The sequence below is a fragment of the Bacillus sp. FSL W8-1202 genome, assembly GCF_038006165.1.
Classification (GTDB): Bacteria; Bacillota; Bacilli; order Bacillales; family Bacillaceae; genus Bacillus; species Bacillus subtilis.
This window is the reverse complement of record NZ_JBBOUR010000004.1, coordinates 52,903-63,361: the sequence shown is the minus strand read 5'-3', so window position 1 is coordinate 63,361 and position 10,459 is coordinate 52,903. Positions and strand designations below refer to the sequence as shown.

Below are 10,459 nucleotides of genomic sequence, written 5' to 3'. Positions count from 1 at the left end.
TGCTTCGGCTGCCTCCTGCCGGGCCTTCTCTTCAGCCTGACGAGCACGTTCTGCTTCGGCTGCCTCCTGCCGGGCCTTCTCTTCAGCCTGACGAGCACGTTCTGCTTCGGCTGCCTCCTGCCGGGCCTTCTCTTCAGCCTGACGAGCACGTTCTGCTTCGGCTGCCTCCTGCCGGGCCTTCTCTTCAGCCTGACGAGCACGTTCTGCTTCGGCTGCCTCTTGCCGGGCCTTCTCTTCAGCCTGGCGGGCACGTTCTGCTTCGGCTGCCTCCTGCCGGGCCTTCTCTTCAGCCTGGCGGGCACGTTCTGCTTCGGCTGCCTCCTGCCGGGCCTTCTCTTCAGCCTGGCGAGCACGTTCTGCTTCGGCTGCCTTCCGGCGGGCTTCCTCTTCAGCCTGACGAGCGCGTTCTGCTTCGGCTGCCTCTTGCCGGGCCTTCTCTTCAGCCTGGCGGGCACGTTCTGCTTCGGCTGCCTCCTGCCGGGCCTTCTCTTCAGCCTGGCGGGCACGTTCTGCTTCGGCTGCCTCCTGCCGGGCCTTCTCTTCAGCCTGGCGGGCACGTTCTGCTTCGGCTGCCTCCTGCCGGGCCTTCTCTTCAGCCTGGCGAGCACGTTCTGCTTCGGCTGCCTTCCGGCGGGCTTCCTCTTCAGCCTGACGAGCGCGTTCTGCTTCGGCTGCCTCTTGCCGGGCCTTCTCTTCAGCCTGGCGGGCACGTTCTGCTTCGGCTGCCTCCTGCCGGGCCTTCTCTTCAGCCTGGCGGGCACGTTCTGCTTCGGCTGCCTCCTGCCGGGCCTTCTCTTCAGCCTGGCGGGCACGTTCTGCTTCGGCTGCCTCCTGCCGGGCCTTCTCTTCAGCCTGGCGAGCACGTTCTGCTTCGGCTGCCTTCCGGCGGGCTTCCTCTTCAGCCTGACGAGCGCGTTCTGCTTCGGCTGCCTCTTGCCGGGCCTTCTCTTCAGCCTGGCGGGCACGTTCTGCTTCGGCTGCCTCCTGCCGGGCCTTCTCTTCAGCCTGGCGGGCACGTTCTGCTTCGGCTGCCTCCTGCCGGGCCTTCTCTTCAGCCTGGCGAGCACGTTCTGCTTCGGCTGCCTTCCGGCGGGCTTCCTCTTCAGCCTGACGAGCGCGTTCTGCTTCGGCTGCCTCCACTGCCTTAGGATCTAGTTCTTTTTTCTTTCTGCCTTTCAAAAAACCTAATTTCGGAACAGAAAACAGCTTCTTATTACATTCCTGTTCAACAGCTTCCTCTTCCATGGCTTTTGATAACATTTGAAGCAATGCATCTTTTTCTTCCTGCGGACTGTCTTTAAAAGTAGTATCTAAAGTTCTGCTTACGAGAAAGAGCAGGTTGTTTGAAATCCCTTCTCCAACAGAAAAAGATTCCCGAAAGAGAACTGAATTATTTTCATCGTCAAAGATGGTTAATATTATTTCCGCATTAAGATTATTTTCCTCAGCAAATCTCTCCAATTCCGCCATTTTCGAGGAAGCTAAACGTATACTATATTGCTTTCTGGATGGAATAATGGACCGAAACTTTCTCCCACCCTTAAACGAAGCTCGAATCATTTAGATACCCTCCATATTCATTTGCTTAGAAGCTGAATCCTGAACCTTGTTGAATCCATTTTACAATCGCTTCGCATCCACCAACGACAAAGAGACCAACTACTACGTTTTTCATTCCGCCCTTCGCCTCTTCAATTTTATGTTGGTTTTTCGACATGTAGCCAATTGCATATAAACTTAATTTATAAGCAGCATAGGCACCAGCAATTACCTGAACAGCTCTAATTATAAAAGTAATCATACTGACTATATTATCTACCATAATGACACCTCTTTTTAGTTTGTTTAGTTATGTTGCTCTGAATATGCAGGTTTACTTACCATTTGCTTTACGGCTTTCTTCAAGATATTACTGTGTTTAGAAACAATTGCATTATGTTGATCATGAAGCCAATCATCATAGGAAATCCCTTGTGACGCTAATATCAATTCACAAAGGTCTTTAGCATCTTTTTTCTCTGCTTTTGTAGCAGCCATTCTCCTCACCTCCTTCAATTGATGAAATCATCAGCTAGTGAATTTCACTAAGATGTGGTTGTTTTTAATAGTGAAGTTTTTGATAACAAATTGATGAAGCAAACTTTTTTGATCACAGTAAGCGTCAAACTTCCCCCCCTTGGTCACCTGGTAACCAAGAGGGAGTCTTGCCTGGCGTTTATGGATCATGGAATGCAATTGTTTTGGAGTAACCTTGACCTTAACGACCGGTCCATCTTTATTCATTTTTGATCCGCCTCCTTTCCATAAAAAAAGAAACGCACAGATAGTACGTCTCTTTCATTAGAATTTTAGTTTTGATGTGAAGCCACTGAAGACGCTGCTTAACAAATCAGGAAATGCTGTTTGAGATAATGTAATTAAAGCTCCTACTACCAATACTGCGCCAATCACCCAATACATTCTGTCTGCGTTTTGATCTAACATTTTGACACTCTCCTTTTTATTTGAAATTTGAAATTAGAACTTTAGTTTTGAAGTGAAGCCACTAAAGACGTTGCTTAATAGATCAGGAAACGCTGTTTGAGATAACGTAATTAAAGCTCCTACTACCAGCACTGCACCAATCACCCAATACATCCTGTCCGCGTTTTGATCTAACATCTTGAACACTCTCCTTTTTATTTGAAATTTGAAATTAAAATTTTGGTATTTTGGCTGTAAAGCCATTAAAAACGTTGCTTAATAGATCAGGAAACGCTGTTTGAGATAACGTAATTAAAGCTCCTACTACCAGCACTGCACCAATCACCCAATACATCCTGTCCGCGTTTTGATCTAAAATTTCCATCACCCCCTTAAAAGAGCCAAAATAAAAAGGTTCCACATTTATCGGATTAACGATAAAGCAGAACCTTTTATTGAGATCGTTTGAATAGGAAGATTAAAATATAGAATTTTAAAGTTTCCTTGAACTGTGTAATTAACTTCATCCCCATATTTCACTTTTTGATTCATCATAGGACTTTCAATTTTAAACCGACTGTCGTAGTATTTCTTGTTATACTCTTCAATATGTTCTATTGCAGATGTTGTAAGACCGCCGTTTCTTTCAATTTGATAATTGATATATTGCTTGTATTCGTTCCCCTGATTCATCTGTATAAAAAAGACTGAAACAGCAAAAAGAGCAAATAAAACAAATATGGCCATATACATTTTTCCAATAGCCATTACCGACCCTTCAAGCATTTTTCCTACACCCCTTTAGCACACTAATTTGTTACCTTCGAAATTGTGTCAATCAACATAGCTGCAGCATAACCCATTACCGGAATAAAACTGGCCATAGTAAGCTTGGTTGGAAACATTGCAAATTTCCTCAATTTAAATTCAATAATTTCCCGTACACCGGCGAACAGTTGTTTACTAGACATATCAGCTAAATCGTTGATTATTGTTGGATCAGAGGAGCTTTGTTGATAATCAAAGAGAGTTGTCATGTATAACATTGCCTGATCAGTACCACTAGCCTCTTTAGCAAATTGTCGGAAAGGCGCCTCAGAATTGGGTTCATCACTTAATCCGATTAAAAGCCTTTTTAAAGCTGTCTTTACTTGTCCCTCGTCCATTCTTTTCAACATCTTATTTAAAGCCTTATATAAGGTAGAATTAACTTCTCGCAACAACGGGTTTAACAGTCTCGTAAATTTATTGAACTGAAGCTGCTTTTCAAACTGATTCCTTTTATAAGCATTCAACACTCTTTGATACTCAACCAACCATACAGAAACCGCCAATATGGGGCCTAATAACATGATCCACGCATTAACTGATGCGCCTATGACAATACCAAGGCCCAGAAAGATAATAGCCAGCATTAGACGTTTTTTTTGGAACTTAATGAACCACTCCTGGTTATATCCCATTTCGTTTAACATAGCTGGTAAATTACTTTCCGCAATTTTCAGCCAGAAATTATTTTTAACTTCAACTACTTCTTCACTCATATTTTCACCTCCATTATTTTGTCGTCTCCTAATCTTTTATAGTAACTGTGGAAGAAAAAACCCAAAAGTAAAAGATATGCCGAAAGTGCAATCCATCCAGTTAACCTATGGGCATATACATTAACCCATTGAGACCAGCCGAATGAGAAGGTACATGCTCCAATTAATATTAAAGAAATCAACGATATGAACCTAAATTCATATGTTGCTCGCTTCTTATCTTTCATAAACCCATCGCGCTCCATTTTTAAATCATTATGAAGTGATTTTATATCCTTGATAGTATCAATGTTTGTTCGTCCCTCAATAGTCGCAGTTTCCAGTTGCTCAACATATAAATCAAATATGACGTCATGCTTATATTTCTTGCCAAACTCCTTAAAGGCGCTATGGATCTCTTCGTCAGTTGCACCATGAAGAGCTGCCTGCAAATCAAGGAGATCTTCTTTAAATTCTCCAGTTGCACGTTCCGTTACTATTTCTAACGCTTTTAGCATCGTTTTGTCTTCATTAGTAAGAATCATAGTTAAATTGTTAATAAAGTTATGGCGTTCACGAAATGCATTGTTCTCATAAACACGCTTAATTGACTGGGGCATCATGACGCGATATCCATAGAACATAGCGACAGCACCCAATATTAAACTAAGCCACCAATAATAGAACACTGCATAAGTAAAAACAAAAACCACAGCAAACGGTTTTATCAAAGAGATTAAAAGCTCTTTTCGCTCTATAGGTTTACCATAAGCTTCTCGATAAGCATTAAGTTCGTCTATCGTATATACTTTTTTCTTCACGCTATTCCCCCCTAACAGTAACAGGTAGTACGCTAAGATCAACTTGGTGTTCCAACATGCGATCTTTTAGATCTTGGCTCATTTCACCTAGTGTTCTTTCAAACTTTCCGTTGATGTATCTTTGCTTGAAAATTGTTCTTATAGAACCATCAAGATTGTACTCAGCAACTTCGCCAAGGTATCTAACTGTTTTACCATTTATTGCAGTAGTTTTGAGATGAACCCCCAAATGAAAGTTTTTGTAAATGTCTTTTAAAATTGATTTCTCGTCGATTTTATAACCCATTTTCATCATATTGATTAATCTGCTTGGAATTGTTTCAGCATCATTTGCATGCAAAGTAGTTATAATACTGTGACTAGATAAAACTGCTTGGTACATTTCATAAGCTTCCATTCCCCGTGTCTCTGCTACACAGATCCACTTAGGATCATTTCTTAGCGCGTTTTTCACTAGATCATTTATAGAGAGCTTTGGAGATGTTAGCCAGCTATGAATATCTTTAGTTTCACCAAACAATTCTTTAAGATGACCTTCCATTGTATCTTCAATCCATACGATCTTTTCACGGAAAGGAATCATACTTAGTAAAAACTTCTGAAATTCTGTTTTACCTGATCCAGTTTCACCAGCTATAACAATGTTAGCTTTTGCTCCAACTGCTGCCTTAAAAAACTCATACATGAATTCAGGAGCAAAATCAGAAAAATTCTCCTTAGTAAGCGCTAGTTTAGGACCATGAACTCGAATTGCCATTGTAGTGCCATCAGGTGAATGCGACTTATGGAGAGCATTAATACGCAATCTACCTAAAGACGCATTTAAATCAGGATGTTTGGTCGTAAAGTCTTTCTCAACAGCGTTGGCAAACTTTTGAATAATTTTAATAATATAGTCTTCGTTAATGATTCCTTCTGGATCTTCATACGGATAAGGATCTATAAGGTCACTTCTTTTAATAACCAATTGGCTGCCATTGAAAGAAACATCAGTCACATTTTTATTTTGCTTTATGATGCTATCTATAACACCCAGCCCAACCATCTCTTGAACAGCATAATCCAATTTTTCCTCGGTATCTAAAATAGGGTGATCATGGGCAAGCAGATCCCTAAATGTTTCCTTAGCTTCCTCTGAAGAGAATGCCTGTAAAACAATTTCAGGATTCTTTTCACGGATATCTTTATATATGTCTCTAATCAATGCGGGATTTATCATTTTTCTTTCCTCCTCAGCTGACAATATTCGACACAAACGTTACTTGGTATTTTGAGTTACGATCGTCTGTGATTTTAACGCGGACAGCCTTAATTCCGCCTTCTGCTGTCTTTAAAAAATCAAAGTTATATTTAGTTCCAGATAGTTTAATATTCCTGTTTTGTTCAAAGAGAGTTTTAAATTTCTTTTTGAAGCTCTCTTCTGTAACCTCTACACGGCCATCTTCCACACGAGAACTTTTATCAATACTATTGATACTTGCTATCTGACCTGATTCAGTCATAGTGCTAATTATCGAGTTATGCCGGTATGCCTCGGTATGATAAGAAATTGTGACCGTCAGAAGAAACAAACCGATGTATATAAGCCCTAAAATTGTAATGGAACCTTTCATATGCTCACCTCGATTGTCCTCGGGTTAAATTAAAAGAGGATGAACTTAGTAAGTTCATCCTCTAATTTGTTTTAATTGCCCTCTAATTTGTCGTCATTGAATGCATTACGAGTTGCTTCAAAAGAGTCAGCTAGAATATTTGCTGCCCTAGTACCTTTTGACCTTTGCTCTTTTATGATTTGTTCGAAATCCTTTTCGTTTAATTTAGCAATTGCTGTGAATGGATCTTCTGTTTGCATTGTTTTACTCCTTTCAGTCCTTAAAAGTGCTTCACACTACATCTGGAGTTAGTTCTTTTGCTGCTATTCTTTGTAGCTGACAATTGTATACTCAATAGTTCCTGTATATAAATCGTCTATCGGCTGAAGGCTCTGCCTTCTTGTGGACTCTTTAACTCTCCTCGAATTAACGCTTATTATTTTGCCTTCAGATATGAGTCTCGTTAACTTTGTGATGGCCTCAACCCTATTCTTAGTGGTAAAAGTGAAACAGCTTTTCTCCATACTTTTTCCTCCAAACAGTTGAAAAGGTTATTTCTTCAACCAATTAATATCACTTTGTGACCAGCCGTCAGGTGTACCGTTAGGGAAAGGATCATCAGCATTAATCGGCGTAAGCATTATTTCGTCTTGATCCTTTGTTTCTGAATTCATATGGCCGTACATATAAGCAAATAGTGTGAGCTTATCCTTCAATTCAATAGTCACTTTGTTAACCCCTACTTTGCTTGAAGTATAAGAAACATCATAGCTGCCTAATTCCGCCCAAATAGGAGTGTAAAATTTGTTCCCTCCGTCACGAACAGCGTTTTTCAAGCGTTTGTCTTTTGCTTTAACTTGCTGATCTGTGAATAAGCTGCCAGTTTCTTTTTCCACATTTACGTGAGGGAAAACAAATGACATTTCCCGGATTAAATTGTCTGCGGTGCTTGATTTCTTAGATGCTGCAACATCCATAGGGAATATAGCTTTACCGTCTTTAACAGAATAGTTTAAGTAAGTATCCATCAACTCTTCAGGTACTTTAAAATCGAATTTGATATCATCATCGTCTTTTTGAAGCATGTTCTCATATGTGAAAGCAAGATTTTGCTCGCTGCCATAACCGGTTTTCCGTTTAGGAAGCAGCTGCCCTTGATATGTCATTGTTTCAAAGTAGCTTTTCATAGCAGTTGTTGGGGTTACTTCTGTCATAACTACGCGTTTAACAGATCCCTGATTTTTAACTACATCTTTCATAGACACAGAAACTTTGTCTTCAGAACTCGTATAACCCTTCGTAGAGAGTTCTTTTGCCTTGTCAGGTACGTCTACATCATTTTCATTAAAACCCTCTAATTTGACCGTATAGAGCTTATTTGCGTTTACCTTTAAATTCTTTGCCGGCACAGTGAAATTTACATTCTTCGGCAAACTCTGTGCTGTATATGTTTTTTTGCTTAGCAGCTGTTTCCCGTCATACAAGCTGACGTTTATTTTTGCTGTGGTCATGCCCTTGGTGTCATTTTTATAAATGTTGGTCTTAGAAAGATAAACCTTAACCGGCAGACCATCCGCAGCCGGAGCCGTATATATTTGAAGCTTATCAAGGCTGGTCTTGATCAATGGAACATCATAATAAATAGTAATTGTTACATCATCTTTTCCAACGGTACCAGTTATCTTTTTATCCGAGACAGGACGATATGTGTAATTGTTCTTTTTCAAATTGGTTAATGGACCATACGAATACGTATCGCCTCGTTTTTTGGTATATACTTGTTTCTTGATCAACGTGTGGTCACGATTATCTTTGTGCATCACTGTTACTTTCCTTTGCAATGCATACTCAAAAGTAATAGTGATATCTTTGTTTCCCAATTTACCGGTTTTCTTTTCTGTTTTAACGGGCACATAGGTTTTCCCATCTTTTACGATTTTCTTCTCAGGTGAATAGCTGTAATTGGTTCCGATATTTTTAGACTCTTTTACTTTCTTTAAGACCGTGCCTTCGTACTTGTCTTTATGAACGACCGTAATTTGTTTTTGACGCTTTTCAAAATGAACGGTAAAACCAGCTGCCACAACCGGATCAACCACAAATGTACTTGACATCAGCCGTTGATAGCTGCTCGTATTAGGTAGATAAAGCAGGGACGCCAGCTGTCTGATCTCACCATTAACATTCCCTGTGTCGTAGTCAGATCCATAATCTAAAGGTGCAGTGAAATAAAATGATTGGCCATCATGAATAGTGATATGGCCGCCCTTTTGGGTTTTGCCGCCGTTCACGTGTATCGTTACCTTTGAAGGAACGGTTAACGTAGCTGTTCCTTTCCCGTTCAGCTTAATGGTTTCTGATTTTTGCTGATCACCGGAAACAGAGCTGCCTACTTTAGTTTTGCTGAAGGATACCTGGTAGCTCGGAGCATCACCTTTTTTAGCATGTTGAATTAACTTCCACACTTCAGCATCCTGGTTACTATATGTTCTTTGATCCCTTTTTCCATCAAGCCAGTTGTTAAGAGCGACATAGGTTTTGACCATATCGGTCATTGTCTTTCCAATTTCGTTACCATCACCGCCGAACCCGTAATAAAGAATGGCTTTGACACCATCATCATATTGACGCTGCGGGGTTTTATATGAATGACCGCCATAAGGCGCCGGCTTATCTGGATCAATACAGTAAACAATGGTATCTCCTATTTTGATGTAAGCTGATTCATGAGTAATGCCGTGCGGATCTTTCCATGAATACGGACCTGTGGCAACAGCTGTAGCAGCTTCGGCCGATGACGTGAAAAATGGCGCAAAAAAAAGCGCTGCGGCAATCGCTACAACACTTGATAGCATTATCAAAATTCTTTTATACACTATGTGAATCACTTCGATCACCCCTTTCTCATTGTGCTGTATGGCAAAAGCTTAAACAAACTCAAAGAAACAAATCCCGATGGGGGAATTATAATGATTTGCCTCAACAAAGATTCCTCCTATACCTTTAATTCACCATTCTTCTCGGTGTACTTAACAAAAAAATAGTGTTCTATCCACGAATTATGTTGTATTGCTTGCCAGTGGATATCCTTAATATCTAAATGGTTATTTTTTTTGAGAAACTTTTTGAAGTCTCCACGTCCCTCTAATAGTACCCCTTTGAGACTACGTGCAGATTGCACTCCTTCAATACCTTTTTTCAAATCCATATTTCCACCTCATTTTATATTCATTTTTCTCTAGAGATTCCTAAAATACCAGAGGTACTAATTTTGAGAAAAACAATGTCACAAAATAAAAAAGAACCGGTCTAAATGAGCGCCTTAGAAAGTAGCACCAACAAAACTTATACATAGTGGCTAAACTTAACACGATGTAAACAAGCTTAGGAACGACAGTAAGGAGTTCATTTTTATTTAAAGAACTGATCCCTAAAAAATCATCAAACGGTATCGGGATAGAATTCGCGGAAAAAACTAGGCCAATACCAAGTAGAATATAAAAACCAATGTATAGCTTAATTAGAAGCAGAACACTGTCGAACAAGAACTTGAACGGGCTGGTAATAGAATGTACCACCTGATCTTTATAAGTGTTTAAGCAATGTGTCTTGTACATAAGGAAAGAGCAGTTGGTCTGCTCATCAACTAGAATTCCTTCCTCCTTCAGTATTTGTTCGGCCTCCCGCCACGCCAATTTCTCATTCCAATACGTTGTAAAAAGCAGTCCGGATTTGATTAGCCGAGCTTTTTTTTCTGAACTCTTTTGGTATACGTAATGATGGCCCAACTCATGCGCCAACGCAAATGCCTGTATTAATTCACTGAGATCAGTGAATTGTGGTACTTCAATTGTCGGCGGTATCTTATCTTCTCCCAAATAATACGCATATTGCCCAATCGCAGACTTTGAAAAAGAAGGTCTTATTCTAATCCCTTCACCGGAAATTCGCTTTAATATTCTATCCTTGGCCACTTCATCACTTAAAATAGATTCTGCACCCATGGCTCTCTCCTTTCACCCTAAAATAGAAACTGATTCATCATCACCCCCTTTTGCTA

Annotated in this window: 16 protein-coding genes; all 16 read right to left on the bottom strand. The window is 40.5% G+C overall.

What is annotated here, in order from left to right; all coding sequences use genetic code 11:
- The coding region (locus NSQ09_RS22785) for a hypothetical protein (RefSeq protein WP_341032834.1) at positions 1–1,560 on the bottom strand (1,560 nt) is incomplete at its 3' end.
- Between the two features lie 25 nt (positions 1,561–1,585).
- Positions 1,586–1,822, bottom strand: coding sequence for a hypothetical protein (locus NSQ09_RS22780; RefSeq protein ID WP_341032832.1), 237 nt, complete (start codon positions 1,820–1,822; stop codon positions 1,586–1,588).
- A 23-nt stretch (positions 1,823–1,845) separates the two neighbouring features.
- Positions 1,846–2,037 (bottom strand): hypothetical protein, encoded by a 192-nt coding sequence (locus NSQ09_RS22775; RefSeq protein ID WP_341032830.1) that lies wholly within the window; start codon positions 2,035–2,037, stop codon positions 1,846–1,848.
- A gap of 30 nt (positions 2,038–2,067) precedes the next feature.
- Entirely contained in the window at positions 2,068–2,283 is a 216-nt protein-coding gene (locus NSQ09_RS22770; RefSeq protein WP_013603205.1) for a hypothetical protein, read from the bottom strand.
- 57 nt (positions 2,284–2,340) lie between these two features.
- The gene (locus NSQ09_RS22765) at positions 2,341–2,484 is read right to left on the bottom strand and encodes a hypothetical protein (protein ID WP_341032828.1); all 144 of its coding nucleotides are present in this window, start codon (positions 2,482–2,484) and stop codon (positions 2,341–2,343) included.
- Positions 2,485–2,517: 33 nt separating this feature from the next.
- Positions 2,518–2,661: a hypothetical protein gene (locus NSQ09_RS22760; protein WP_341032826.1), complete on the bottom strand. Its 144-nt coding sequence runs from the start codon at positions 2,659–2,661 to the stop codon at positions 2,518–2,520.
- Between the two features lie 34 nt (positions 2,662–2,695).
- Positions 2,696–2,848, bottom strand: coding sequence for a hypothetical protein (locus tag NSQ09_RS22755; protein WP_341032824.1), 153 nt, complete (start codon positions 2,846–2,848; stop codon positions 2,696–2,698).
- A 38-nt stretch (positions 2,849–2,886) separates the two neighbouring features.
- Entirely contained in the window at positions 2,887–3,231 is a 345-nt protein-coding gene (locus tag NSQ09_RS22750; protein ID WP_341032822.1) for a hypothetical protein, read from the bottom strand.
- Positions 3,232–3,272: 41 nt separating this feature from the next.
- Complete coding sequence (locus NSQ09_RS22745) at positions 3,273–4,007, bottom strand: hypothetical protein (protein WP_341032820.1); 735 nt, start codon at positions 4,005–4,007, stop codon at positions 3,273–3,275.
- Positions 4,004–4,807 (bottom strand): hypothetical protein, encoded by an 804-nt coding sequence (locus NSQ09_RS22740; RefSeq protein ID WP_341032817.1) that lies wholly within the window; start codon positions 4,805–4,807, stop codon positions 4,004–4,006. Before NSQ09_RS22740 ends, NSQ09_RS22745 begins: the two co-directional genes overlap by 4 nt.
- Before the next feature lies 1 nt (position 4,808).
- Positions 4,809–6,026, bottom strand: coding sequence for a CpaF/VirB11 family protein (locus NSQ09_RS22735; RefSeq protein WP_341032815.1), 1,218 nt, complete (start codon positions 6,024–6,026; stop codon positions 4,809–4,811).
- A 13-nt stretch (positions 6,027–6,039) separates the two neighbouring features.
- Positions 6,040–6,420, bottom strand: a complete 381-nt coding sequence (locus NSQ09_RS22730; RefSeq protein ID WP_341032813.1) for a hypothetical protein — start codon at positions 6,418–6,420, stop codon at positions 6,040–6,042.
- A 71-nt stretch (positions 6,421–6,491) separates the two neighbouring features.
- Positions 6,492–6,659 carry a hypothetical protein gene (locus NSQ09_RS22725; RefSeq protein WP_341032811.1) on the bottom strand — a complete coding sequence of 56 codons (168 nt, stop codon included), beginning with the start codon at positions 6,657–6,659 and terminating at the stop codon, positions 6,492–6,494.
- Between the two features lie 291 nt (positions 6,660–6,950).
- Positions 6,951–9,287, bottom strand: a complete 2,337-nt coding sequence (locus NSQ09_RS22720) for a hypothetical protein (protein WP_341032809.1) — start codon at positions 9,285–9,287, stop codon at positions 6,951–6,953.
- Between the two features lie 107 nt (positions 9,288–9,394).
- The gene (locus tag NSQ09_RS22715) at positions 9,395–9,607 is read right to left on the bottom strand and encodes a hypothetical protein (protein ID WP_341032808.1); all 213 of its coding nucleotides are present in this window, start codon (positions 9,605–9,607) and stop codon (positions 9,395–9,397) included.
- 40 nt (positions 9,608–9,647) lie between these two features.
- Positions 9,648–10,403, bottom strand: coding sequence for a hypothetical protein (locus NSQ09_RS22710; RefSeq protein WP_341032806.1), 756 nt, complete (start codon positions 10,401–10,403; stop codon positions 9,648–9,650).
- Between the last annotated feature and the right edge of the window lie 56 nt (positions 10,404–10,459).

Excerpts from the sequence above, each read along its gene's own strand:
- NSQ09_RS22715 (WP_341032808.1), bottom strand. The coding sequence starts at position 9,607 with ATGGATTTGAAAAAAGGTATTGAAGGAGTGCAATCTGCACGTAGTCTC.
- NSQ09_RS22770 (WP_013603205.1), bottom strand. The coding sequence starts at position 2,283 with ATGAATAAAGATGGACCGGTCGTTAAGGTCAAGGTTACTCCAAAACAA.
- NSQ09_RS22710 (WP_341032806.1), bottom strand. The coding sequence starts at position 10,403 with ATGGGTGCAGAATCTATTTTAAGTGATGAAGTGGCCAAGGATAGAATA.
- NSQ09_RS22780 (WP_341032832.1), bottom strand. The coding sequence starts at position 1,822 with ATGGTAGATAATATAGTCAGTATGATTACTTTTATAATTAGAGCTGTT.
- NSQ09_RS22760 (WP_341032826.1), bottom strand. The coding sequence starts at position 2,661 with ATGTTAGATCAAAACGCGGACAGGATGTATTGGGTGATTGGTGCAGTG.
- NSQ09_RS22730 (WP_341032813.1), bottom strand. The coding sequence starts at position 6,420 with ATGAAAGGTTCCATTACAATTTTAGGGCTTATATACATCGGTTTGTTT.
- NSQ09_RS22765 (WP_341032828.1), bottom strand. The coding sequence starts at position 2,484 with ATGTTAGATCAAAACGCAGACAGAATGTATTGGGTGATTGGCGCAGTA.
- NSQ09_RS22775 (WP_341032830.1), bottom strand. The coding sequence starts at position 2,037 with ATGGCTGCTACAAAAGCAGAGAAAAAAGATGCTAAAGACCTTTGTGAA.
- NSQ09_RS22750 (WP_341032822.1), bottom strand. The coding sequence starts at position 3,231 with ATGGCTATTGGAAAAATGTATATGGCCATATTTGTTTTATTTGCTCTT.
- NSQ09_RS22735 (WP_341032815.1), bottom strand. The coding sequence starts at position 6,026 with ATGATAAATCCCGCATTGATTAGAGACATATATAAAGATATCCGTGAA.
- NSQ09_RS22755 (WP_341032824.1), bottom strand. The coding sequence starts at position 2,848 with ATGGAAATTTTAGATCAAAACGCGGACAGGATGTATTGGGTGATTGGT.
- NSQ09_RS22725 (WP_341032811.1), bottom strand. The coding sequence starts at position 6,659 with ATGCAAACAGAAGATCCATTCACAGCAATTGCTAAATTAAACGAAAAG.
- NSQ09_RS22745 (WP_341032820.1), bottom strand. The coding sequence starts at position 4,007 with ATGAGTGAAGAAGTAGTTGAAGTTAAAAATAATTTCTGGCTGAAAATT.